This window comes from Microbacterium sp. S308A+, assembly GCF_049800815.1.
Classification (GTDB): domain Bacteria; phylum Actinomycetota; class Actinomycetes; order Actinomycetales; family Microbacteriaceae; genus Microbacterium.
In genome coordinates, this window is the sequence record NZ_JBNAFT010000002.1 from 656,442 (window position 1) to 677,257 (window position 20,816).

The window sequence follows — 20,816 nt, forward strand, 5'->3', positions numbered from 1 at the left end:
GAGTCCTCGTGGAACTACTGCTGCTCCAGGGCGCCTAGCCCAATCGGTTGCGCGCTCGCTCTTCGCTGGCGCCCCGTCTCTCCGTGAGCTTGAAGAAGCGACGGGGTTGAGCCGGAACTATCTGCACGAGCGCGCCACCCTCAAGAAGCCGCTGACGCTCAATGACGTCGAGGTCCTCTGTCAGGCGATGGGCCTGGGTGACCCCACGGCGTTCATGGTCGAGGCGGCGAAGGCGGCGCGCTAGCTCTCCGATGGTCTGCGCTGGCTCTCGGATATTCGAACATCCGTTCGAAATTGGAGTGTGCCGGTACCCTCGGACATTCACCTACGCGCGTATGCCTGCCCATGCGTCCCGGGCGTCTGTGAGTGAGCGTGCGGCGTTGGTCGCTGTCTCGCTGATGTCCTCCAGTGCGACCTCTGTTTCCAGCACGGCGGCGCGGAGGCGGAGGCGGCGCTCGTCGGTGGCTGTGTCCTCGGTGGGCCGCGAGACGCCGCCTGACCCCCGCTCTGGAGTGTCGAGTCGCTTGGATGGTCCGAGGGGTGGGAGGTAGTCGAGACCGATGGTCTTGGCGTACTCCTTGCAGAGGATGACGAGGGCGGATCCGGCGGCGCGGATGCGAGCGGCGGGGCTCAGGGTCACGGGGTTTCCTTTCGTGGGTAGTGGGTCAGGCCGCGTCGAGCTCGGCGGGGACGTGGTAGCCAGAGCCCCAGGAGCGGCCGTAGACCTCTGGATCGCTGACGATGGGGATGGAGTAGAACGAGGACTCCATGAGGCGGCCGATTTCGTGGATGACCTCCTCGGCGTCGGCGGCGTCGGCCTGCGCGATGAGCTCGTCGTGCACGGGCAGGAGGAGCGTGTCGCCGAGGCCAGCGTCGAAGATGTCGACGATGGCCTGCGCGAGGAGATCGCGCGCCGTGCTCTGTACGACGTAGTTTGTTGCTGCGTAGAGCCGGTCACGGTCTAGCGGGAGGTGTCTGCCGGAGACCGTGATGACCTCGCGCTTCCCGTACTGGGCCCGGGACTGGAGGCGGGCGCCGTAGCGCTTGATGCCCGGGAACGTCGCGTCGTATGCCGCCATTGCGGGTTTGACATCGGCGATGGGGACGCCCGTCTGTCGCGACACCGTCGTTGCCCCGCCGCCGTAGACCTTGCCGAAGCCGATAGCCTTGGCGACCTTGCGCTGTCGCTTGGTGAAGTCGGGCCCGAAGACCTTGGCGGCGGTGAAGTCGTGAAGGTCGGTCCCGGACTTGATCGCCTCCATGAGCGTCTCGTCCTGGCAGAGCGCCGCTAGCACGCGCATCTCCACCTGGGAGTAGTCGGCGGCGATGATGAGCTTCCCGGGGTCAGCGATCATGGCTCGACGGATCGTCCAGTCGCCGGAGGGGAGCTGCTGGAGCGGCGGCTTGGAGATGCTCATGCGGGCGGTGCGGGCAGACAGTCCCCCGATGGTCGGATGGATTCGGTCATCGCTGTCCTTGAGCTTGAGGAAGGACTCCACGTAGCTCGTGCGCCACTTCCCGGCTCGCTTGGCGCGGAGGACGGCGTCGGCGAGAGGGTTGGGGGTGCGGGACTCGATGGGACTCCACTGGTCGTCGAGGTCCGCGAGCGACATGAGGACCGCCTTGTCGACCTTCCACGCACCCGAGGGGGTCTTCTCGGTGAGTGCCTCGCCCATGCCGAGGAGTGCGTCGGCGACCTGGGCGGTCGAATTGACGTTCTCGACGCCGTAGCGGGCGGCGGTCTGGGCGAAGTGCTCAGCCTCGTCCGCGAGTCGCTGGTCGAGGGTGTGGACGTAGGGGACGTCGATGAGGACGCCTCGGCGCTCCATGACCATGAGGAGTCCCTGGAGATGGTGCTCGAACTTGGACAGGTCGTTGAGGCCGAGGTCCTTGATGATCGGGGCCAGCTCTGCGAAGAGACGAGCGCCGAGGAGCACGTCGAGCCCGGCGTAGCGGACGTACGTCGGATGATCGATAGGGATGTGCGCCCAGCCGTCGTTCTTGGTGCAGGGCTTCCCGGTCTGGGGGTTCTTGATCGAGCGGAATACGGCGTTGAGACCGTCCTGTGTGTCAGGCGCGCTGTCGTCGACGTAGATGGCCGCAAGCTCCTTGAGCCGGAGGCCCGCCCCTCCCTCGCTCTGCTGTCGGGGGTCGATGAGGTGGGCGAAGACTCGGGTGTCGAAGGTCCGGGAGACAAGTTCCTCGAAGGGCACGCCGACGTGGCGGTCGAGCACCTTGAGGTCGTAGGGGGCGTTGTGCATGGTGAACGCCAGCGGCATCCGGAGCGCCTTGGCGATCACGTCACGGAAGATGTCGGCGCGGAGTACCCAGGCCTCTCGGGCGTCGCCGATCTGGAAGAGGCGTAGCTCGAATCCAGGGGCGTAGATGTCGAGTCCAGAGGTCTCCGTGTCGACGCAGAGCACCTTGCCGGCGCGGGACAGGAAATCGTAGAACCCGGTCAGCTCCGAGCGGCGCTCGGGCATATAGATGTGGCACTCGTCCCCGGCGAGCGAGTGGGTGAAGTGGATCATGCGGAGGGTCTCCGGTGTCGGCGTGCCCCGCCCTCCCAGGAGATCAGCGGAAGGGCGGGGCGGACGGGCAGGGGAAGGGAGCCTTAGCTCGTTGATGTCTGCGTGCGCCGCTCGGCTGCATCGGCGACGATCTCTGCGCGCTTACGGTCGAGTCCCTGATCGACAAGGACGGAGATGATCGCGCTGCGCGAGATGGTGGCGTCGTTGATGTCACCGAGCGCGGTGAGACAGGCGAGGGCGATGTAGTACTCCTCGCCGTCTGCGAAGCGCGCGAAGACGTCTCCGACAGCATCGAGCGTCGCGTCAACAACCTCGACGAGATCACCGATGGCAGGCTCCTGCTCCCCCCGGAACTCGACCCGGCCCCCGAGGGTGTCCGAGTAATACGGGGCTGAGGTGACGCGGTGCGTTGGGTGGAAGGCCATAGGTGTTCCTCTCAGAGAACGGCGTCGAGGTCGGCGCCGGTTATCGGTGTCGTTGAAGAGGGGGCCGGAGTGCTCACGCCTGCTCGCGCGATTTTCGGGGCGACTTCTTCCGGCTCGGCGTGCACCCGCGGGGCGCGCTTGATGCCAGCGAAGACGACGCCAGTAGAGGCGCGCTTCTGGTGGGCGCCGCGCTCCTTGAGCGCTCCGTAGAACGCCCGCTGGCTCCAGCCCTGGAGGTCCCGGAGGTTCTCCTCCTCGGCCCAGGTGCGGAAGTCGTTCCAGAGCGTCTTGCCCGCTACCTTGTGCGCCTCGTCGTCGTCCAGTAGGTACTTCCCCGGGAGGAATCCCTGGAGGATGTCGGATGCAGCGCGGTACTGGCGGTTCGCGTCGGCGACGGTTCCCGGGTCTCCGAGGCCCTGCTCGTACCATTCCCTGGCGCCGCGGACGGCCCAGGCGAGGATCCCTTGTGCCTCGTCGAGGAGCTTGGTCGCGAGTCGCGGGTCGCGCTCATGCGGCGCGAAGTACCTGTCCCAGTTGACGAGCTTGACTCGCCGCCACAGGCCCTCATCCTGGCCGCGGAACTGGGGCTCGAAGTTAGTGGCGAGCTGGAGGAGAAACTCGGGTCGGAACTCGAAGAACTCTTGTCGCATGAAGCGGGCGGCGATGAGGTCGCGACCGGTGACGCGCTTGAGCACAGCTTCGGCCATACGCTTGCCCTGCTCGCCCTCTGAGGCCATGACGAGACGGGCGCCCTTGAGCGCGGCGAGGTCGTTGGGGATCCCGCCGGACGGCTTGGTCTCGAAGGTCGAGAAGGGTGTCGTCGTCGTGATCTCGCGGAAGACCTCGGTGAGGGTGTCGGTGAAGACGCTCTTGCCGTTCGCGCCCTTGCCCAGGTGGATGACGAAGCACTGCTCGGTCGTGTGGCCGGTGATCCCGTAGCCGATCAGGCGGCGCATGAATCCAGGCATGGCGGGGTCTCGCGGGAAGACCTCCCCGAGGAACGCCTCCCAGCGGGCGGCCGTGGCCTGCGGGTCGTAGTCCAGAGAGATCCGTCGGGAGAGGAGGAGCGACGGATCGTGTGGCCGGAGTTCGCCCGTTTTGAGATCTACGACCCCGTTCCGGACGGCCAGGAGGTCCGGGTGCCGGTCAAAGTCGTTGATGCTGGCGGGGACTCCTTCGACGGCCTGGAGCTCGCGGAGCATAGAGTCGATGCCGCGGGTCGTCTGGACGTGTGCCGAGTAGCGCTGGAACCGGGTGGCGCGCCTCTTGTTACGCTCGCGCTCCTCCTCGGTAGCGCCTTCCGTTGCCGCCTGCGACGCCTCACGGGCGAGACGCTTGACGATGTCGGCGACGGCCTGCGCGTGGGTGCGGACGGCCTGCCGATCGTCGATGCGCCAGACGCCGTGCTCCAGGAGGAGGAAACCGGCTTCCGCGGTGAACTTCACGCCCGAGTCGCGGGAGGAGAGGTAGTCGCGGAGGTAGCGGGCCCCTCCGAGATCGGACAAGGCATATTCCGTCTCGTCCCAGGCGAGGAGCGCGGCCTCGCGGTGCTTGACGGGCTTCGCGTGAGTGATTGCACGAATGACCTCCCGGGAGAAGCCCTGCCGATCGCGAGCCCGCCAGTCGGTAAGGTCGAGGCCGTCCTCCAGATCGAGCACCCGGACGGAGACTCCCCGCGAGGCGAGCCCCTCGGCGAGGGTCGCAGAGAATCGGCGGCCTGCCGGGTCGCCGTCGCCCGCGACCACGGCCTCCCGGTCGCCGATCCAAGAAGCGACCTCGTCGACGACCGCGGGGTTGTTGACGCGCGAGGCCCCAGCGATTCCGATGGTGTCGTAGCCGAGTGCTGCTCCGGTGAGTGCGTCGCCGGGCCCCTCGCAGATGAGTACCTCGGGCCAGCCCGACGAGCCGGGGAAGAAGCCCAGCGGGGACCACGAGCCGCCCTCGGGTGACTTCGGCCCCTGCCAACGGACAGCGGCGTCCCTCTCCAGGGCACGAGCCTGAAAATTCCGGGCGATACCCTCCGGCGTGCGGAAGGGGACCACGAGGCGAGGGCCACCACCGATGTCGTCCACGTAGCCGAGGCCGAGGCGCGCGATGTCCTCCGGCGCGATGCCGAAGCGGTCCGCCGCGTATGCGTAGGCCTCGACGACGGGCTTGCCTCCGTGCGGCGCGCCGGTCAGGGCGGAGGCGTAGCCGTCGAGACGCATGGCGAGGCCAGCAATGGCGCCAGGCGTAGCCGGAAGCGCCGCGGTGGCACGCTTGGTCCGCGGGACATCGTCGCCTGCGGTCATCGTCGCGAGGTCGCGCATTGTCAGGCCCAGGGCCTTGACGACATCTGACGTCGCGCACATGGCGCGGCACTTGACGAGCACCTTGCCCGAGTCGGAGACGGTCACGCGGAGAGAGGCGTGGGAGTCCGAGTGGGACGGGCATGTGGCGAGGTAGCCGTCGGCGGTGTCCTCGACTCCGTCGAGCCTGGCGAGAAGATCGGTGAGGGTCATAGAGCGGGCCCCTTTCAGAGGAACGTGCTGAGGATGTGCTCGGCGAGGAGCGGTGGGACGGCGTTGCCGATCTGGAGGAAGCGCTTGGTCTGGGGACCCTGGAAGGGGAAGGCCGCCGGGTAGGACTGGAGCGTCGCGGCCTGCGCGGTCGTGAGGCGGAGGGCGCCGTCCATCTGCCGTTGCGTGCCGGTTCGGTAGCCCCTCCGGGGGAGTCGCGGATCCCCGGCGACAGTGGGCTCGGGGATGTCGATACGGCCCCAGGCGGCAACAGCCTCCGGGCTTGGTCGCCGGGCGCGCTCGGATGTCGGCCGCTCAGTGTCCAGCGCGGGACCGATCCGCCAGCCTCCTCCGCTCCCGTCGAGGGTCGGCGCCGGGGCGGTTATGGGCCGCTCGTAGGGGATGCTTCCGCGCTTGGACCGGCCCCCGTCCGCGTCCCGAGCCACGGCCGTGAAGTTGTTGGTCCGGACTGTGTATCCGTCCGCAGCCCAGGCCTTCCACGAGCACGCCGTCTCGGTGACCGTCTGGGCCGGCTCTGACGCCGGGCGAAGGTCGCGAGCGCGGTAGGCAACACCTTCGACGACAACCTCATCGCGGCCGTCGGAGACGCGCGGGCGTCCGACAAGGGTGTCAGACGCCCAGCCCAGCGCCTCCGCCATCGAGACCCACGGGAGGACACCCTCGTCGAGGCGCTGCGGGTCGCGGCTGTAGTAGCGGGAGTGAGTCGGCGTCGGGAGCGAGGCCTCGGCGCCGTCACGGCGGGCCACGAGGATGGCGCGGCGTCGCGTCTGCGGCACACCGTACTGCTCGGCGTTGAGGACGCCGACCGCGACCGAGTAGCCGAATTCGGAGCGGAGGACGTCGCCGATGGCCTCCCACACAGGGAGCACAGTCGGCACCTGCTCCAGCGCCACGAAGGTCGGGCGGAAGCGGGCGACGTAGGCCAGGGGAGTGAGGACGAGGGCCGTACGGTCGTCGAGCCCGGCTCCGGCGCTTCGGAGGTCGACGGACGGGTCCGCGGCGGCCGGGATGAGACGGAAGACGTCGTCGAGGGCACGGCGGCCAGCGCCCTTCCCGGCCACGCTGAACGTCTGGCACGGCGGCGAGGCGATGAGGATGGTCCGGTAGTCGTTCGCGAAGCCTCCGGCGTCGAGCCAGAGTTCAAGGCCCCGCTCGGCTTCGGGGGAGCGGCGATCCTCCAGGCCGTCCCAGACATCGCGGAAAACGGTGGACATGCCCGCGGCGTCGCGAGTGGCTACGGCCTCGGGCACGATCTCTACGCCGTGCTCCTCGATCCCGAGGCGCTGACATGCGACGCCCCAGCCCGACCCGGCGAACAGATCGAGCGCGACGAGTGGTTGGTCGTGTGTGGTCGCCATACCAGGCGGCCCCCTCTCTGCGTTCGTTGACGCTGAGGAGGGGGCCGCGGGGCGGAGAGGTGCCTAGTCCGCCTGTCCAGTCGTTGGCGGTGCAGACTGGAGGGTCCGAAGGAGGCGAGTGAAGGTGGCGATGTCCATTACGGCGTAGCCTTCGGCTGTCGACTTCCTGGGGCGCTTGATGAAGGCGACGCCGTAAGGCTGGCCTGCTCGGGCGGACTGGACGTTGGCACCTGCAACGCCGTCGCGGAGCGCGGAGGCCAAGTCCTTGTAGGCCTTGCACTGGCCTGCGAAGGGGTCGATGCCGTGGACGTCGCCGGTATCGAGCTGGCCGGTCTGGGCGACGCGGCGCGCCGGGATGCCGTTGTCTCGGAGGTAGGCGACCACGTCGGACTCGTAGGCGGTGCCCTTGCGCTTGGCGGCGTTAGCCACGGAGCACCTCGGCGAAGGCCTCCGGGGCCTCGGCGTAGCGGAGATACGCCTGGCCGGTGCCGGTGCCGTGGCTCACGATGGCAGCTCGGCCACGGGCGTCTCGCGCCAGCTCGGCAACCTCATCGGCGCTCATCGGGCGGTCCTTCTGCCGATGCGCCGGAACGGCCCCAGGGCAACGATGGTCCGCTCCAGGGCGGTGAGGATGCCCTCGTACGCCGGATCGCTGCGACCAACACGCTCCAGCCGGGCGCGCGCGGTCTCGGCGCGGGAGAGCACGGTGCGAGCCTCAGTCAGTACATCAGAGACACGGTGGCCGTCACGCTCAGCGCTCATCCCGCGTGCTCCTTGATCTTGTCGGGTCGGAAGCCCGCCCAGCGGTCGATGATGCGGCCGACGCTGTCGCGGGCCTCTACGATGGGCGCCGACGCGAGGCCGGAACGCTTGAACCCGTCGAGCTCGGCGGCCCGGGCTGGCGTGTCGATGCCGGGGCACTCATCGACCGCGAGGCCTTCGCGGAGGGCTGTCTTGATGGTCATGTCGCACTGCGGGCAGTGCGCGAGGCTCTTGGTGTGGACGGTGAGGGTGGTCATGCGGCCTTTCGGAAAGATGGGGAAGCCCCCGCCCGGGGGTGAGCCGAGCGGGGGCGGGGAGAGGGCAGCGTCAGCGTGCGCGGATCGCTGACGAGATGGCGTTACCGGTGCCGAGGATGAGGCACCATCCCAGGGTGAGGAGAGCGGTGAGGCCTGCGACAGCGGAGCCCGTCACGCCGAGCGCGGGGAAGATCAGGACCCCGGCGAGGACCGGGATACCGATGTAGACCAGGGCCGTCGCGATGACCGCGAGGACGAGGACCAGGATCACCGTGGCTGCGATGCCCCTGGTCGTCTTCGCGTTCCTGTCGATGAATGTGGCGGTCACGCGGCACCCTTGACGATGAGCTCGGACTTGGTATAGCTCACGGTCTGTCCCGCGCGGGGGCCGTTCTTCGCGACGAAGGAGACCGGGGACAGCTTGAGGGTGGCGGCGACCGGGCCTTCTGCGGCTTCGAGCTTCTCGTCGACTCCGTTGTAGGCCAGGTCGGAGGCGAAGCCCCACGACCCCGTCTTGAACTTAAAGACGCCGAGGTCGGGCTCGTCGGCGAGGCGGAAGAAGAGATCGATGTCAGGGATGGCCCCGATGTCCTTCTTGGCCTTGCGTTCGGCGAAGGTCAGATCCGCGTCTGGGTCGCGCTCGTCGGTGGGGTGTCCCTGCTCGTCGAGGATGTGCTCTCCGTCGCTGACGTAGATTGGCTTGCCGGAGCGGCCCCAGAGGACCATGCGCTGGCGGAGGTCGCTCGCCTTCTCGATCACGATGTCAACCTCGGTGGAGGCGGTGAAGACCTCGATGTTGTCCTCGCCCTTCGAGGCCCACTCCTGCGGCTCGTCTCCTCCCAGAAGCTCGTGAATCTTCGCCGCGACGTCAGGGTCGCCGGTCGTCATGCGCCACTCGTCGAGAGCCTGCGGGCGGTCGTCGATCATGTGGCCGGAGCGGAAGCGGCCGACGACATCGTCGGCGAACTTCTGACGGGGCTTCGGCTGATTGGCGGGGTCGGTGCCCCAGATTTTCAGTGCCATGTAGTGCGGTGTCTCTTCTCTGTGTCGGTCAGGCCGAGGGCCTGCTGTGTCGGACGTTGAGGAGGGGGCCTGGGAGCGCCGAGGTGCTCAGCGCCCTTTCTTCGCGACTTGGTTGGGTCAGGCCAGGTCGTCCAGGAGGGAGTGGACCTTGGGGTCGCCCGGCTCGTAGGCGTCGATGATGTCCTCGGGGCGTGCGGCCGTCGGCGGCCGGGTCATGCGCGGACCCAGACGCTGAGGAGTGCCGTGATGAGTTCGGCGCCCTCGGCCATGGTGAGCCCGCCCTGCTGGATGACGGTGACGACCATCGCGCACGCCCCGAAGCGGTCGAGCGCATCGGTCATGAAGCGAGTCCCTTAGGTACGTCGTCCCCTTCCAGGAGGACCTTGAACGACAGGCGGGCGGCAGAGTGCCAGACCACGACCCCCTCTGGCCGGTCGAACCCGGGAGCCACCATGGAGCCGTGCGTACGGAGGTACTCGACGAAGCGGGGGACCGCGTCGATAGAATCCTGTCCGAGGGTGGCGTTGAGGATCAGCACGACTCCCAGGCCGGGGACGGCGGAGAGGTCGGTGAGCCCCCAGCGGCCAGCGTTGAAGAGCGAGAAGCGGCGCTCCCCGTTCGTCAGGCCGTAGCCGCGCTGGATCCCGGAGCCCCACCATTCGCCATAGTGGCGACCCGGGCCGAGGGTGCCGACGAGTGCCTCGGCGTTATCCCGGACGTAGGCCGCGAAGCCGAAGTTGTCGGCCTTCGGCGTGATGAACCGGGTGCGTGACTGCGCGAAGACGACGAGCTCGTCGCCATGGGGTCCCACGACGTCGATGGCGTAGCCGTCGTCCGCCGGATCGAGGAGACGCTCTACGGCACCCTCGGCGTCGCGGACGTGCTCAAGCTCGGCGATGGGCACGATGACAACGGCCGCATTGGTGCCGTCGATCTTCTCCGTAACCAGAACGCTGCGATTCAAGCGCGGGATCTTAGGCCACGGCTCGAAGGGGACGCTCATCGGCGGGCTCCCTTCGGACGTGGAGTGACGGTGGTGAAGCGGGAGACGAGGTCCGCGCGGGGGTGGATGCCGTAGCCGTCCGCCCAAGCGACCGTGTATCGGTCACCGGGGAGGACGTCGGCGACCCGCCCCCATCGGTCGGGGTCGAGCGCGAGCGCGACGTTGTCACCCTTGCGGAGAGCTTTGGGGCGCTCGGGATAGAGGTGGACGGGGCCGAGGGGCTTGGGGCGTGGGGCGTTCATGCGGCGGCCTTTCGGTCGGACCTTGCGGCGGCGAGGTCGAGGCGATGGACGATGCGGCGGCGGGCCCGCGAGCCAGGCGGCAAGGCCAGGGCGGCGCGGAGCTTGTCGGCCCGGCGGCGCTCGGTGCGCTCGCCGGGCGTCTCCCGCCCGGCGTATACGTGCATGCCGGGGCGCTGGAGGCCGCGGAGGATGGCGAGCTGGAAGGAATTGGACTCGGTCATATGCGGAGGTCCTTTCAGAGCCCGCGAATCATGCGGAGGGTGTATGCGGCGTGCGCCTCGTCAGCGGGGAGGCTTGCGCCGTCCCGGATGATGAGGTCGCTCAGGCCGTGCTCGTAGCCGAGACGGTCGGTCAGCGCGTGCGCGGTGCCCGTGACGTCGACGAGCCACAGGTCGGAGTCCTGATCGATGTAGACGCCGGGCGCGAGGTCGTCGGGCTGGGGGTCGATTCCGGCGCTCATGCCACGCTCCTCTTGGAGCGTCGGGTGGAAGGCGCGGCTGAGGGCGAAGCCGGCTCTGGATCTGGCTGACTGCCCGAAGGGGCGTTGAACGGGCCGTAGAGAGAGGCGAAGAAGGGAAGATCGAGGATCGGTGACTCGTGCGTCGTGTCTCCGACGGAGACGACTGCGAAGGCGGCGCCGGGATCCGTGATGCGGACGACCACGTTCTCGTCGACGGTGGAGATGTATTCGCCAGGAATGGAGGGGATGGTGATGTCGGTACTTGTCATTTGATTCGCTCCCTTTCTGTGGGGTCGGACGTTGAGGAGGGGGCCGGGGTGTGCGGGACTGCCCAGGCAACGAGAAAAGGCCCCCGGCGTCCGTCTCATGCATGACGGGCCGGGGGCCAGATGGTTGCCGCTAGACGGCTAGCTGCGGGCCGGGGAGGCTCGGGCGGTCGTGACCTCGGTAGTACGCGATGGCTGCTAGTACCTCCGCGATTCGGCGGGACCTGCGAGCGCCCATGTGGGGGAGCACGGCGGCCATGACGGCCTCCGCCCGCTCGCCGGACACCTCCGCGTTCCAGGTCGGCGAGGCGGGGGCTTGGCGGAGCGACAGACGCTCTCCAGTGCCCATGAGCCGCGCCGCACGCTGGACGATGTCGCGGTCGGTCATCTGGACCCGCACGCGGGCGTAGCGTCCGCGGTGAGCGTCGAATGCTCCCTCGCCCTCAAGGAGACCGGCGAGCCAGATGGCTGACTCACGGTCGATGTCAAGGGCGGACGTCACTCGATGAGCCCCTGGGCGACAGAGCGGGTCACTCGGAGACCTCCTCATAGGGAGCGAAGCGGCTAGCCGGTCCCCAGAAGTAGTGGCGGGGCCCTCCGGTGCGAGTCGAGACGAGGCCCGCGACGGCTCCCTCGCGGGTGAAGAACGGGGCGATCTTGTCCTGGTCGCGGTCGAGGACTCCGTAGTCGCCGTCGTTGAGGCGGACGAGGACGTAGCGCTCGGGGTCGGTCGGCGGGTTCGGCGTGTGGGCGAGTTCGTCGGCGAGCTTGTGGAGCTCGTCGGCGAGCGAGGTGAGGAACGCCGACTTGTCGGCCTGGAACTTCAGCGTGACAGGAACGGTCGCGTGGGCGGATGCCATGATGGTGGTGCCTTTCAGATCTTGGCGCGGGGTGCGCGTCTGCGTGCGGTGGATGGGGCGATGGAGCCAGGACCGGAGGCCACGGGCACTGAGACGACGGTCTTCTTGAGGTCGTCCCATTCGAAGACGGCGCGGAGATGCCTGAAGACCTCGAACATTTCCTCGTCGGCCCGGACGGGCGTTAGATGCCAGCCTTCGGGGCGAATGTGGAGCACGGCGGCACCGTCGCTCTTGACATTCGGGACGCGCGTTCCGTCCGGGCGGAGGATGTGCTTGGCGAATCGGTATGCTGCGAGCTGGAGACCGACCTCTTCATGGACGCCGGACCTGGTCGTCTTGTTGTCCATGTAGATGACCTGGCCGTCGATCTTGGCGACCGCGTCGAAAGAGCCGGCATACTCGTGCGTGTCATCCCAGACGGTTTCCTCCATGTGGAGGTACTCGGGCTGGCAGACGTCGAGGAATTCAGCGAAATGGTCTCGGTATGGCTGGAGCGATTCGTGGACGTACTTCACCGGGTCCCCGCCAGCCATGCGCTCGAAGATGTCGTGCGCCGCGGTGCCGATGTCGGCGGCCTTCTTGGTCACGCGCCGGGGCGCGCCCTTGAGCATGTCGATAGCGGCCTCTGGATCTCGCCGCATGTAGTCCTGGAGGACGTCGAGATTGTTGACGGCCTCCTCGGCGACAAGCTTGGCGGCCCAGTATTGGAGGAAACTCTTGTCGAGATTCTTGAGGATGGACGTGACGCCGGGGTACTTGTCCCCGGTCGTGGGCTCGACATAGAAGCGGGAGCCCATCCGCTTGATGGTGTTGACCTTGGGCGTAGTCACGCCGTGTGGCCTCCTTTGCGTCGATGGATGGTGACGTTGAGGAGGGGGCCGGTAGTCGCCGGGGTGCCCAGCATGCCGCCGGAACGGACGGGCGATGTCGAAGTGTCAGTTCAAACCGACACTCCCTATTCCTCTATGAGGCGAGCTCTCTCTCATAGGTGGAATAGAGAGTGTCGAAACGAACCGACACTTCGACACTGGTCCGGGCACGCAAAAGAGCCCCCGCCCGCCTCGGGGTGAGGGGAGCGGGGGCTCAGTCAGCTACAGCGACGAGACAAGCTCGTCGACCTCAGTGGACAGGTCGGATAGGGTGCCGTCGTTGACGATCCGGCGATTGTCGACGAAGTCGTCCAATGCCGTCTCCGACGAGTGCGTATCCTCCGCGGCGTCGAGGTCTGGACGGACGACTCGGACCGTGGTGCCGCCCTTGCGCTCGATGAGCTCGGCCTCGTTGGGGAAGCGGACGTCGGTGAAGACGAGCGCCTCGCCCTCGGCGGCGGCCTTCTGGATCCGGTGCTCGGCCAGGACGATCCATACGTCGTCGCCGAGAATCTCGCGGAGCCCGTGCTTGGCGCCGAGCGTGTCGCGGACGCCCTCCGTACCGAGGCGCTGGAGGAAGCGTCGGAACTCGGGGTACTCCTCCTTGGCGCGCTCGTAGCCGTGCTCGGCGAGGGCCTCCGAGTACGTCACGTAGTGCACGAGGTGGTGCCCGCCCCTCGCGTCTTCCACATGGACGCCCACGACGGGGTCAATGGCAAGCGCCATGTCGCGTAGCGGATCCGCGAAGGCCGCGACGGCGTAGCCGTGATCAGCGAGTCGGCTGGCGGCGGTGTTCTTGCCGGAGCGCTTCTTGCCGAGGAGGCCCACGAGTGGGGCATCCGACTTCGGGGCGTAGAGCCCTGGGGTCGTCGGCTTGATGATCGGGTAGTCGGCGGTCACTGGGCGGCTCCCGGCTTGAAGGTCCGGATCTGCTCCAGGAAGCTGGCGCGCTCCTCGGGGGTGACGCCGTAGTAGTTGTCCCGCCCCCTGACGATGGCGAACGCCTCGGCGGCATTGATGACGGCAGCGCGCGGGCCGTTCTCGAAGTCCTCGATGCTCTCGACATACTCGCCGTAGCTGTTGCAAGAGCATCCGCTGTCATGGAGCCAGAAGAACAGGCGGCGCGACTTCGAGTAGTAGACGCCCAGGGAGTCCCAGGAGTACATTTCTCCGCTGTCGAGGCGGGCGACCTCCTCGAAGTCCTCGGTGCCCTCGACCGGCTCATACTCCCAGGTGTCGCGATTGAGCTTAGTTAATGCGACCATTAGGCCGTCTCCTCTCCGTCGATGAATAGACGCTGAGGAGGGGGCCGGATGGCGGACTGATGCCTACTAGTGGCGGCCGTTCGGTGGGCCGCTGGGGATCAGGGTGCGGATGTACGCGCGATGCGCGCGCTCGCACGCGCCGCGGAGCGTCATCCCGTACCCCAGCAGCTCGCCCTGCATCGTGACGCGGTAGCGCGGAGAGCCATCCACGCGCCGGAGCTCGATCACGGCGTACTCCCGTCCCAGGCCGTCACGGAGACGCCAAGTGCCGAGCGGGTCCTCCTCGGCGGCCATGATCGGATGCCATCGCATGCGGGGATTGTACGCCGCATGTCGGACACCGCCCCTACTCTGGGGTCATGCTCATCGGTCTGATCCGTCCCCGCGAGACCCGCACGATCCCCGTCCAGGGCCACGAGCTCGACGAACTCCAAGAGCGGATCACGGCGGATACCCCGCCCGGGTGGGAGACGATCTCCGCCCCGGTGTCCATGTCGAAGCGCGACACGACCCTTACCGCGGAGGGGACGATCGCGCGGCGTGACGGGCTGGAGGAGATCGAGGCGGAGGACATGGACGGGATCCTCGCGAAGGTCCCCGAGGGGTACCAGTTGCTCTCCGTCCGGGCGGTGTAGATCGGATTCGAGTCTCCCCTGGACACAGATTCCACATTGTGTGTAATATCGAGGTATCGGAGGAAGCCACGAGGGCAGGCCTCACGAGGACGGGGAGTCCACATCATGGAGATCACTACCACCAGCGAAGAGCGCTACGGTCGGACGGTCTACCACGTCTACCGCAACGGCGTCGCCTTCTTCCTTACGACCGCGGGTTACACGATCGCGGAGGAGCTGGATCTGACCGAGGCCATCGCTGAGGCGCTGCCCGCGCAGTATGACGTGCGCTATCACCCCGCCCGGTCGGCGATCGGCTCGGAGGCGTACTGGGCGATCACTGAGGGCGACAGGACGGTCGCGAAGGCGCGGCGAGTGGAAGACATCGTCCCGGCTGCTCTGCGCGCCGCTGAGGCCCCGAAGCGCCAGCCGGTGAAGCCTGCGGCCGAGGAGCCCGCCCAGGTGCCGCTGCGGTCTGCGGCGGAGGTCTTCGGCCGGCGAGTGGTCCGCGTGATCAATCACGGCGACGACCACACCACCACCTACTACAGCGACGGAAGTTCCTACGACAACGAGATGGGATGGACCCGATGACCACGACCACCGACTACTTCGCCTGGAAGGCCCGTGAGGTCTTCCAGGCGGCGGGAGGGGACCCGGCTCTTGCGGGCCCCCTCGGGGAATGGGCGCGGACGGCGAAGGGCCGCGCAGACGCATCAGGGGTGCTCGTCGCCCAGGATGGGGCGATCCTCGGGGAGACGGTGCGGATCGGTCGCAGCCCCCAGGTGACCGCCTCTCACGTGAAGACGGAGACCGCTCGACGGTGGGGGCTCACGGTGACCGAGGTTGGGCTCGCGGTCGGGCAGGTCTCCCGCGCATACGGGCAGCCGGTCATCCACCTCACCGTGGCGGACCTCACTATGGGGGCGGGGCCACGGTGAGCCCGGCGGAGCTTCGGTCGATCCGGGAGCAGGTGGGGTACTCGATCGAGGACCTTGCCCGCGCCCTGAGCAAATCCCGGTCGATCATCCAGAAATGGGAGGCGGGGAAAGCGCCAATCCCCGGGGCCGTCGCGGGAGATATCGAGGCGATGCAGGACGACTATCAGGACGACCTGGAGAAGGCGCTGGCCCGTGCGGAGTCGGAGATCATCGTCTGGCCGGGCCCCCTCGATGATGACTCCTGGGATGCCACGGGGCGCCCGTCCCGGTGGTGGCGGCAGATCGCGGCGCAGTGCCGACAGGAGCACGGCTCCCGGATCATCTACCGCTCCGAGCCGGTCCACGTCCCGCATGACCCGATGAGCCTCCTGGAGGAATCGTGAGCTGGAATTTCATGCAGGTCGAGGTCATCCCCGACGACAGGCTCATACGCCCGATGATCGGCCCAGGAGGGCTCACCCGCGACCAGGCGCGAGCCGAGGTCCGCTCGATTCTCGCCCGGTTCGCGGAGATCCAGCCCGCCGTCCGCTCCCTCGTCACCGCTTGGGAGAAAGACGCGGACGACACGGTCTATGCGGGGCCTTTCACGTGGACGATCTACGAGGCCGAAGACCCCCGCGGCGGAGCGATGGAATGGCTGGAAGACTACGCCGACACGATCCGCAAAGCCGGCGTCCCCGTCACCATCGCCGCTCTCCCCTGATACTCTGCCCATACCTCCCTGCCACAGCGGGGATGACCCCAACTCGGTTGTAGACGACCACCCCTCCCCGCACACGGGGATACAACGACGAAAGGCCCCCACCCTCCAGATGCAGAGGATGGGGGCCAAGTCGAGTGTATGGCGTTAGACGCCAGGGGCGAGCGACGGCGAGCCGGAGCCCGACGCCGCAATGCCCTTGAGGAGGGACACCAGAGCGGCGACGCCCGCGCCAGCGGCGACGCCGATCCATGCAGCGGGGCTACCGATATCAAAGCCAGTGGCGGTCAGCGCGGCCAGCGCGCCGCCGGCGGCGGATGTGATGACCCGCTCTACGAGGTCCGCCCAGAAGCGGGCTGTGAAGAGCGCGGGACGCGAGTCGAGGGCGGTAGCCGCTCGTCGCTCGGCCCGCGTGCGGGGGAGTGTCATGGGTCTCCTTCGACTTACTGGAAGAGCGCGGGGCCGACCTTGCCGAGGACACCGCCGATGACGGCAGCGGCCCCAGCGACGATCCAAACTTTGCGCTCAAGGGACCGGATTCGGGTCTCGTGGTCCTTGATCTGATCGGACATGGACGGCACGATGGCGACAGAGTCGCGGACCTCTGTGACGAGGTCGTAGACCTCGCGGAGAGTGATGACGGCTGGCGCCGGGCCGACGGGCCCAGTCATCGTCACGACGCCTTTCCGAGGAGGCCGTTGACGGCGTCGCGGAGGGACTGGAGCCACGAGCGGGAGACGGGGATGTCGTCCGGCTTGGGGACCGGAGGGTTCGCGATCTCCTGGGCACGCTCGACGATCCGGTCGAGGTCCATCGATGGGCCAGGGCAGGCCGTGGCGCCGATGCTCGGGTCGAGCTTGATACGCGCCTCGTCATGCCCGAGTACGTGCTCTCGGTCGATGGGGAAGCCGTATCGCTTCGCGGCCCAGGCGACGAGGGCGGCGATGGTCTCGTGGGACTCGTCGGAGATGACCCAGGTTGGCGCGCCGCTGACGTTCTGCGTCTCGACGGTCACGGCCTGCTGGTCGATGGTACGGCCGGTCGTCCACTGGCGGTCGTCCGGGTGGACGATCTTGTAGGCTGTGCCGTCCGAGCCGACAAGCCAGGTTGGAGAGACCTCGCGGTCGTTCGCCTCCATGAAGCGCTTGACCTGGTCCTCGGCGGGCCGAGTGTCGGCGGCGTGGTGGACGATGAAGTAGCTGACCCTGCCCGTGCGCTTCTCACGGTTGTCGCTCCAGCGCCCGGCCCACCTACCTGGTACGGTCGGGTCGTCCTCGCGGGTAGGCGGCTTGGTGGGCTCGGGCTTCGGCTCTGGCGTCGGCGTCGGCGTCGGCGTCGGGGCCGGGGCCGGGCCCTGCCCGTTCAGGTCGGCCAGTCCGTCGACGCTTCGAGGGGAGAGGCCGCCGAGCCAGAACCAGGCAGCGGAGTGGGCGCCGCGGAGCCATCGGTCCTCGCCATCGATCTTCTCGCCGCGCTTCCATCCATTGAAGTCACCGACCTCGTTGGGCTCCAGGAAGGTCACCTGAGGGGCCTTGGTAGTGGCGTCAGAACGGCCCTTGACGCCGTCGGCGTCGGCGCGGCGCTGGTGCTCCGCGATCGGGGCGTCACCGAGGTACGGCAGGCCGTCGAGGCTCATCGGAGTGAGGCCACCCGTCCAGAAGTAGAGGCCTGAGTAGGCGCCCTTGGCCCACTGGATGATGCCGTCCACGTTCTCGCCGTAGACCCATCCCGCGAAGGTGCCGATCTCGCCTTCGACGAGGAAGGCGTCGGCGACTTCCGGGGAGACTGTGGTCGGCTCCCGTCGAGCCCGAACGCCTCCAGCACCGGCCCGACGCTGGTTGGCTTCAAGGGCTGCCGGGAGAGCTCCGTCAAGGGATCCGGTGTACTCGTAGTGCCAGCCCTCGGGGCGGGAGAAATAGTGCCCGGCGTTGGTGAAGCCGTGCGCAGGTGCGATCTCTACGAGGACGTTGGACCGGTGAGTGCCGATGGTCGTGACCCCGTTGTCCTCGCCGCTGTCGTAGAGGTCGAGGGCACGGGGTCCGATGGGGCCGTCCTCCTCGTGGTTGGAGGTTCCGGGGTAGGCGGCCAGTGCGCCGCCATTCTGATACGCCCGCCAGGCCTCCCACTGCTCCTCGCGGGTGCGGGTAGCGTCGCGGATGTGGAGTTCGCAGCCGGTGCGGGCGAGGAAGTCGGCGGCGAGGCCGTTGAAGGCGGCGGCGACGTGGACCTCGACACGGCAGCCGTCAATGTAGGTGTAGGAGTAGGCCATTGGCCCCCTTCAGTGTGAATCCGTGGTCGGGAGAGATCGGGCACGCAGAAGCCCCGCACGGTGGCGGGGCGGGAGGCAGTTTTTCGAGGTGCCCAGCTCGGCAGGGTTTACCCGCGGGTGTAGTAGACCCCGTTCGATCCCACGCCGGAGGAGTTGTTGACCTTGACGAGGACGTTTCCGGGGGTGCCGGAGGGCATGGTCGCGGTGATCTGGGTGGCGGTGGTGGAGAGGATCGTCGCTGCCGTCCCGCCCACGGAGACCTGCTGGGCTCCGGCCAGGCCGCGTCCGGTGATGGTGATGGTCGCCCCGGCACCGGCCCCAGAAGGGGTGATGCTGTCGATGATCGCCGGAGTGAACGTCGCCCCCGTGTAGAGGCTCTTCCACTGGGAGCCGTTGCAGACCGCGGGACCCACCCCGAGCCCGACGAGCCCGGAGGCGTTGGAGTTCCAGCAGGCGGCCCCGGCTGTAGGGATCACGGTGGTCACGTCGATGGGGAGGGTGGGGTCGGAGACCGTCACTCCCACGTCGTACCCGCCACGGGCCAGGACGCTCCCGGCCGGCATGCGGATCGCCCCATGGATCTCAGACCCCACCACGGACGGGTCAAGGAAGGTGATCTTCCCGCCCGCTTCGCTGGTTGCGGTGACGTTGGAGAGGTAGACCTTGGTGGGTCCGGCGGTGGAGAGGATGCGCCCCCCGGTGGGGTGGGTGAGGGCGACATCCTGCATCCGCACCACCATCGCCGACCTGACCCGGGCATTGTTCTCCGTCTGGACGACGTTCGTCGGGGACTCCACATCCTGGAGGGTGAGGCGGGCGATCGGCCCACGAATGTGCACGATGCCCCGCGACCCGGCCTCGCCACGGGCTTTGGTGACGGACAGGTCCGTGATCGACCCCTGCGCCGCACCCACGTACGCGACCGTCCCACCGGTCCCGGACCCGCCCCGGGCGGTACACCCAGAGATCCTGACCACCCCCAGCGGGGCATCCGCGTAGAGGGCGTGCGTCTGACCGTTGTTGCCGATCCCGACCCCGGCGAGGGGCCGGTTGTGGATGTTCTCCACGACGAGGTTGTCGATCTTCACGCCGCGGGACCCGTCGAGGATGTGCACCAGACCCCCGTCACTGGTGGACTGGCGGTTCACGGAGCTGTTGCGGATGGTGATGTTGCGGGCGTCGCAGCCGGACACGATACCGAGACCGCCCAGACCACCCGCACCAGACCCCTGGAAATACAACAGCCCCTCCGTCGCACCCGATGTGGAGTGCTCGGCGGGCACGATCACATGCACATCCTCGAAAAGCACGTTCGTGGCGGTGGTGTCGCCGACCTCATCACCACGGATACACAACGGCCGCGTCCGAGTCGTGCCACTCACGCCGCGGACCTGGACGTTGCGGACCTCGGTGTTGGTGCCGGAGATGAGCTTGAACGCGGCGAGGGAGCCGTCGGGGTAGATGCCGGACGCTTCGACGCCGATGACATCCCCGATGACATCCCCGTACGGGTACCAGTCGGTCGAGGTGATGGCGAGCATGTCGTCATGCGTTTTCCCGTACAGGCCGGAGACGGTGCCACCGGACGCGGGACCCTGGATATGCACACCATCCGACCAGGAATCGAAATGGATGTCCCGGACATCCCACCGCTGGACGTCCCCCAGCGAGATGGCGTATTTCCCCGCCTTGGAGAGGATCGTGAGCCCGTGCAGTTTCAGGCCACGGACGCGACGGGCGCGGAGCACATGCGTGTGCCACCGCACCCCCGGGCTGTTGCCCTTGTCCCAGACACCGCCGATGACCTCCACATCCTGCGCAATGTCATACACCTCCGCCACGCCCGCCGTCACCAGGTGAGAACAGGCACCACGGACAGTCGCCGTGTCCCCCGTGACGGACACGATCTCCCCGTACGCGATCACCCCGTACTCGATCGTGGAGTGGTAGACGGCGATGGCACGGCCCACGTCCGCTGCGGTCAGCCCCAGCGACGCAGACGACACCCGCACGAGGCCGGAGGCTGTCGTGCCCGGGACGGTGGTCGCATCGGACACACCCGTCCTGAGTGGGGCCACCTGGCCGATGTGCGCGAGGTTCGACGTAGAACCGGGGGCAAGGCGGATCGTCGCCCCACGAGCATCCACCGTCGTCCGGGACGGGATCACCACCGCACCCGACACCAGAAAATCACCCACCAGCGAGACACGGCGACGGATACCAAAAGTGGATGTCGCCGCGAGAGCCGCGTTCAGCATCGCGGTTGCGTCGGTGGACACGCCGGGCGAGGTGACGACCCTGTCGAAGTTCTTGACGAGGGCGAAGCGGGTCTCGGAGGGGACACCCACAAGCTCGGCGATAGCCTCGTCCGCGGGTACGGCGTTCATACCAGGAAGACCCCGGTCTCCCTGGTCGCCCTTCTCACCTTTGGTTCCTTGAGGCCCGGGGATGG

Annotated in this window: 33 protein-coding genes; 6 read left to right on the forward strand and 27 right to left on the reverse strand. The window is 67.9% G+C overall.

Annotation, left to right across the window (positions count from 1 at the left end):
• The first annotated feature begins 106 nt into the window (after positions 1-106).
• Positions 107-244 (forward strand): hypothetical protein, encoded by a 138-nt coding sequence (locus tag ACP15J_RS08830; RefSeq protein ID WP_424936631.1) that lies wholly within the window; start codon positions 107-109, stop codon positions 242-244.
• Between the two features lie 81 nt (positions 245-325).
• Here ACP15J_RS08830 and ACP15J_RS08835 read toward each other — a convergent pair whose 3' ends face one another.
• The 23 genes from ACP15J_RS08835 to ACP15J_RS08945 form a co-directional block, all read right to left on the reverse strand.
• Positions 326-640, reverse strand: a complete 315-nt coding sequence (locus ACP15J_RS08835) for a DUF7169 domain-containing protein (protein ID WP_424936632.1) — start codon at positions 638-640, stop codon at positions 326-328.
• Between the two features lie 25 nt (positions 641-665).
• Positions 666-2,531, reverse strand: coding sequence for a DNA polymerase (locus ACP15J_RS08840; protein ID WP_424936633.1), 1,866 nt, complete (start codon positions 2,529-2,531; stop codon positions 666-668).
• 83 nt (positions 2,532-2,614) lie between these two features.
• A complete protein-coding gene (locus tag ACP15J_RS08845; protein ID WP_424936634.1) occupies positions 2,615-2,956 on the reverse strand; it encodes a hypothetical protein in 342 nt (113 codons plus the stop codon).
• Between the two features lie 11 nt (positions 2,957-2,967).
• Positions 2,968-5,457 (reverse strand): phage/plasmid primase, P4 family, encoded by a 2,490-nt coding sequence (locus ACP15J_RS08850; protein WP_424936635.1) that lies wholly within the window; start codon positions 5,455-5,457, stop codon positions 2,968-2,970.
• Positions 5,458-5,471: 14 nt separating this feature from the next.
• Positions 5,472-6,833, reverse strand: a complete 1,362-nt coding sequence (locus ACP15J_RS08855; RefSeq protein ID WP_424936636.1) for a DNA cytosine methyltransferase — start codon at positions 6,831-6,833, stop codon at positions 5,472-5,474.
• A 63-nt stretch (positions 6,834-6,896) separates the two neighbouring features.
• A complete protein-coding gene (locus ACP15J_RS08860) occupies positions 6,897-7,262 on the reverse strand; it encodes a hypothetical protein (protein ID WP_424936637.1) in 366 nt (121 codons plus the stop codon).
• On the reverse strand, positions 7,255-7,395 hold the full coding sequence (locus ACP15J_RS08865) for a hypothetical protein (protein WP_424936638.1): 141 nt from the start codon (positions 7,393-7,395) through the stop codon (positions 7,255-7,257). Before ACP15J_RS08865 ends, ACP15J_RS08860 begins: the two co-directional genes overlap by 8 nt.
• The gene (locus tag ACP15J_RS08870; RefSeq protein ID WP_424936639.1) at positions 7,392-7,595 is read right to left on the reverse strand and encodes a hypothetical protein; all 204 of its coding nucleotides are present in this window, start codon (positions 7,593-7,595) and stop codon (positions 7,392-7,394) included. Before ACP15J_RS08870 ends, ACP15J_RS08865 begins: the two co-directional genes overlap by 4 nt.
• Complete coding sequence (locus ACP15J_RS08875) at positions 7,592-7,852, reverse strand: NrdH-redoxin (RefSeq protein ID WP_424936640.1); 261 nt, start codon at positions 7,850-7,852, stop codon at positions 7,592-7,594. Before ACP15J_RS08875 ends, ACP15J_RS08870 begins: the two co-directional genes overlap by 4 nt.
• A 70-nt stretch (positions 7,853-7,922) precedes the next feature.
• Positions 7,923-8,180: a hypothetical protein gene (locus ACP15J_RS08880; protein ID WP_424936641.1), complete on the reverse strand. Its 258-nt coding sequence runs from the start codon at positions 8,178-8,180 to the stop codon at positions 7,923-7,925.
• Positions 8,177-8,875, reverse strand: coding sequence for a hypothetical protein (locus ACP15J_RS08885; protein ID WP_424936642.1), 699 nt, complete (start codon positions 8,873-8,875; stop codon positions 8,177-8,179). Before ACP15J_RS08885 ends, ACP15J_RS08880 begins: the two co-directional genes overlap by 4 nt.
• Before the next feature lie 212 nt (positions 8,876-9,087).
• Positions 9,088-9,216, reverse strand: a complete 129-nt coding sequence (locus tag ACP15J_RS08890; RefSeq protein ID WP_424936643.1) for a hypothetical protein — start codon at positions 9,214-9,216, stop codon at positions 9,088-9,090.
• The gene (locus tag ACP15J_RS08895) at positions 9,213-9,878 is read right to left on the reverse strand and encodes an RNA ligase family protein (protein WP_424936644.1); all 666 of its coding nucleotides are present in this window, start codon (positions 9,876-9,878) and stop codon (positions 9,213-9,215) included. Before ACP15J_RS08895 ends, ACP15J_RS08890 begins: the two co-directional genes overlap by 4 nt.
• Positions 9,875-10,120, reverse strand: a complete 246-nt coding sequence (locus ACP15J_RS08900) for a hypothetical protein (protein ID WP_424936645.1) — start codon at positions 10,118-10,120, stop codon at positions 9,875-9,877. Before ACP15J_RS08900 ends, ACP15J_RS08895 begins: the two co-directional genes overlap by 4 nt.
• On the reverse strand, positions 10,117-10,341 hold the full coding sequence (locus ACP15J_RS08905) for a hypothetical protein (RefSeq protein ID WP_424936646.1): 225 nt from the start codon (positions 10,339-10,341) through the stop codon (positions 10,117-10,119). Before ACP15J_RS08905 ends, ACP15J_RS08900 begins: the two co-directional genes overlap by 4 nt.
• A gap of 14 nt (positions 10,342-10,355) precedes the next feature.
• Positions 10,356-10,580 carry a hypothetical protein gene (locus ACP15J_RS08910; RefSeq protein ID WP_424936647.1) on the reverse strand — a complete coding sequence of 75 codons (225 nt, stop codon included), beginning with the start codon at positions 10,578-10,580 and terminating at the stop codon, positions 10,356-10,358.
• Entirely contained in the window at positions 10,577-10,849 is a 273-nt protein-coding gene (locus ACP15J_RS08915) for a hypothetical protein (protein ID WP_424936648.1), read from the reverse strand. The genes ACP15J_RS08910 and ACP15J_RS08915 overlap by 4 nt, the downstream gene beginning before the upstream one ends.
• 130 nt (positions 10,850-10,979) lie before the next feature.
• Entirely contained in the window at positions 10,980-11,348 is a 369-nt protein-coding gene (locus ACP15J_RS08920; protein WP_424936649.1) for a hypothetical protein, read from the reverse strand.
• Between the two features lie 28 nt (positions 11,349-11,376).
• Entirely contained in the window at positions 11,377-11,706 is a 330-nt protein-coding gene (locus tag ACP15J_RS08925; RefSeq protein ID WP_424936650.1) for a hypothetical protein, read from the reverse strand.
• Between the two features lie 14 nt (positions 11,707-11,720).
• On the reverse strand, positions 11,721-12,536 hold the full coding sequence (locus tag ACP15J_RS08930) for a hypothetical protein (RefSeq protein WP_424936651.1): 816 nt from the start codon (positions 12,534-12,536) through the stop codon (positions 11,721-11,723).
• Positions 12,537-12,797: 261 nt separating this feature from the next.
• The gene (locus ACP15J_RS08935) at positions 12,798-13,475 is read right to left on the reverse strand and encodes a hypothetical protein (RefSeq protein ID WP_424936652.1); all 678 of its coding nucleotides are present in this window, start codon (positions 13,473-13,475) and stop codon (positions 12,798-12,800) included.
• Positions 13,472-13,840, reverse strand: coding sequence for a DUF7574 domain-containing protein (locus ACP15J_RS08940; protein ID WP_424936653.1), 369 nt, complete (start codon positions 13,838-13,840; stop codon positions 13,472-13,474). The genes ACP15J_RS08935 and ACP15J_RS08940 overlap by 4 nt, the downstream gene beginning before the upstream one ends.
• 66 nt (positions 13,841-13,906) lie before the next feature.
• Entirely contained in the window at positions 13,907-14,152 is a 246-nt protein-coding gene (locus ACP15J_RS08945; protein WP_424936654.1) for a hypothetical protein, read from the reverse strand.
• Positions 14,153-14,199: 47 nt separating this feature from the next.
• Here ACP15J_RS08945 and ACP15J_RS08950 point away from each other — a divergent pair, with 47 nt between their 5' ends.
• The 5 genes from ACP15J_RS08950 to ACP15J_RS08970 all read left to right on the forward strand — a co-directional run bounded on the left by ACP15J_RS08950 (position 14,200) and on the right by ACP15J_RS08970 (position 16,098).
• Positions 14,200-14,475 carry a hypothetical protein gene (locus tag ACP15J_RS08950; RefSeq protein WP_424936655.1) on the forward strand — a complete coding sequence of 92 codons (276 nt, stop codon included), beginning with the start codon at positions 14,200-14,202 and terminating at the stop codon, positions 14,473-14,475.
• A gap of 105 nt (positions 14,476-14,580) precedes the next feature.
• Positions 14,581-15,048, forward strand: coding sequence for a hypothetical protein (locus ACP15J_RS08955; RefSeq protein WP_424936656.1), 468 nt, complete (start codon positions 14,581-14,583; stop codon positions 15,046-15,048).
• Positions 15,045-15,395, forward strand: coding sequence for a hypothetical protein (locus ACP15J_RS08960; RefSeq protein ID WP_424936657.1), 351 nt, complete (start codon positions 15,045-15,047; stop codon positions 15,393-15,395). Before ACP15J_RS08955 ends, ACP15J_RS08960 begins: the two co-directional genes overlap by 4 nt.
• Complete coding sequence (locus tag ACP15J_RS08965; protein ID WP_424936658.1) at positions 15,392-15,778, forward strand: helix-turn-helix domain-containing protein; 387 nt, start codon at positions 15,392-15,394, stop codon at positions 15,776-15,778. The genes ACP15J_RS08960 and ACP15J_RS08965 overlap by 4 nt, the downstream gene beginning before the upstream one ends.
• Positions 15,775-16,098 (forward strand): hypothetical protein, encoded by a 324-nt coding sequence (locus ACP15J_RS08970; protein WP_424936659.1) that lies wholly within the window; start codon positions 15,775-15,777, stop codon positions 16,096-16,098. The genes ACP15J_RS08965 and ACP15J_RS08970 overlap by 4 nt, the downstream gene beginning before the upstream one ends.
• Positions 16,099-16,242: 144 nt before the next feature.
• On the opposite strand, the gene ACP15J_RS08975 is transcribed toward ACP15J_RS08970, so the two are convergent.
• The 4 genes from ACP15J_RS08975 to ACP15J_RS08990 all read right to left on the reverse strand — a co-directional run bounded on the left by ACP15J_RS08975 (position 16,243) and on the right by ACP15J_RS08990 (position 20,751).
• The gene (locus ACP15J_RS08975; protein WP_424936660.1) at positions 16,243-16,524 is read right to left on the reverse strand and encodes a holin; all 282 of its coding nucleotides are present in this window, start codon (positions 16,522-16,524) and stop codon (positions 16,243-16,245) included.
• A gap of 14 nt (positions 16,525-16,538) precedes the next feature.
• Positions 16,539-16,766, reverse strand: coding sequence for a hypothetical protein (locus ACP15J_RS08980; protein ID WP_424936661.1), 228 nt, complete (start codon positions 16,764-16,766; stop codon positions 16,539-16,541).
• Between the two features lie 2 nt (positions 16,767-16,768).
• A complete protein-coding gene (locus ACP15J_RS08985) occupies positions 16,769-18,364 on the reverse strand; it encodes an N-acetylmuramoyl-L-alanine amidase (protein WP_424936662.1) in 1,596 nt (531 codons plus the stop codon).
• Positions 18,365-18,471: 107 nt separating this feature from the next.
• Positions 18,472-20,751 carry an IPT/TIG domain-containing protein gene (locus tag ACP15J_RS08990; RefSeq protein ID WP_424936663.1) on the reverse strand — a complete coding sequence of 760 codons (2,280 nt, stop codon included), beginning with the start codon at positions 20,749-20,751 and terminating at the stop codon, positions 18,472-18,474.
• Between the last annotated feature and the right edge of the window lie 65 nt (positions 20,752-20,816).

Coding starts and splice junctions, on each gene's coding strand:
- ACP15J_RS08840 (WP_424936633.1), bottom strand. CDS start 2,531: ATGATCCACTTCACCCACTCGCTCGCCGGGGACGAGTGCCACATCTAT.
- ACP15J_RS08845 (WP_424936634.1), bottom strand. CDS start 2,956: ATGGCCTTCCACCCAACGCACCGCGTCACCTCAGCCCCGTATTACTCG.
- ACP15J_RS08850 (WP_424936635.1), bottom strand. CDS start 5,457: ATGACCCTCACCGATCTTCTCGCCAGGCTCGACGGAGTCGAGGACACC.
- ACP15J_RS08855 (WP_424936636.1), bottom strand. CDS start 6,833: ATGGCGACCACACACGACCAACCACTCGTCGCGCTCGATCTGTTCGCC.
- ACP15J_RS08865 (WP_424936638.1), bottom strand. CDS start 7,395: ATGAGCGCCGATGAGGTTGCCGAGCTGGCGCGAGACGCCCGTGGCCGA.
- ACP15J_RS08870 (WP_424936639.1), bottom strand. CDS start 7,595: ATGAGCGCTGAGCGTGACGGCCACCGTGTCTCTGATGTACTGACTGAG.
- ACP15J_RS08875 (WP_424936640.1), bottom strand. CDS start 7,852: ATGACCACCCTCACCGTCCACACCAAGAGCCTCGCGCACTGCCCGCAG.
- ACP15J_RS08885 (WP_424936642.1), bottom strand. CDS start 8,875: ATGGCACTGAAAATCTGGGGCACCGACCCCGCCAATCAGCCGAAGCCC.
- ACP15J_RS08890 (WP_424936643.1), bottom strand. CDS start 9,216: ATGACCGATGCGCTCGACCGCTTCGGGGCGTGCGCGATGGTCGTCACC.
- ACP15J_RS08895 (WP_424936644.1), bottom strand. CDS start 9,878: ATGAGCGTCCCCTTCGAGCCGTGGCCTAAGATCCCGCGCTTGAATCGC.
- ACP15J_RS08900 (WP_424936645.1), bottom strand. CDS start 10,120: ATGAACGCCCCACGCCCCAAGCCCCTCGGCCCCGTCCACCTCTATCCC.
- ACP15J_RS08905 (WP_424936646.1), bottom strand. CDS start 10,341: ATGACCGAGTCCAATTCCTTCCAGCTCGCCATCCTCCGCGGCCTCCAG.
- ACP15J_RS08910 (WP_424936647.1), bottom strand. CDS start 10,580: ATGAGCGCCGGAATCGACCCCCAGCCCGACGACCTCGCGCCCGGCGTC.
- ACP15J_RS08915 (WP_424936648.1), bottom strand. CDS start 10,849: ATGACAAGTACCGACATCACCATCCCCTCCATTCCTGGCGAATACATC.
- ACP15J_RS08925 (WP_424936650.1), bottom strand. CDS start 11,706: ATGGCATCCGCCCACGCGACCGTTCCTGTCACGCTGAAGTTCCAGGCC.
- ACP15J_RS08940 (WP_424936653.1), bottom strand. CDS start 13,840: ATGGTCGCATTAACTAAGCTCAATCGCGACACCTGGGAGTATGAGCCG.
- ACP15J_RS08945 (WP_424936654.1), bottom strand. CDS start 14,152: ATGCGATGGCATCCGATCATGGCCGCCGAGGAGGACCCGCTCGGCACT.
- ACP15J_RS08950 (WP_424936655.1), top strand. CDS start 14,200: ATGCTCATCGGTCTGATCCGTCCCCGCGAGACCCGCACGATCCCCGTC.
- ACP15J_RS08955 (WP_424936656.1), top strand. CDS start 14,581: ATGGAGATCACTACCACCAGCGAAGAGCGCTACGGTCGGACGGTCTAC.
- ACP15J_RS08960 (WP_424936657.1), top strand. CDS start 15,045: ATGACCACGACCACCGACTACTTCGCCTGGAAGGCCCGTGAGGTCTTC.
- ACP15J_RS08975 (WP_424936660.1), bottom strand. CDS start 16,524: ATGACACTCCCCCGCACGCGGGCCGAGCGACGAGCGGCTACCGCCCTC.
- ACP15J_RS08980 (WP_424936661.1), bottom strand. CDS start 16,766: ATGACTGGGCCCGTCGGCCCGGCGCCAGCCGTCATCACTCTCCGCGAG.
- ACP15J_RS08985 (WP_424936662.1), bottom strand. CDS start 18,364: ATGGCCTACTCCTACACCTACATTGACGGCTGCCGTGTCGAGGTCCAC.
- ACP15J_RS08990 (WP_424936663.1), bottom strand. CDS start 20,751: ATGAACGCCGTACCCGCGGACGAGGCTATCGCCGAGCTTGTGGGTGTC.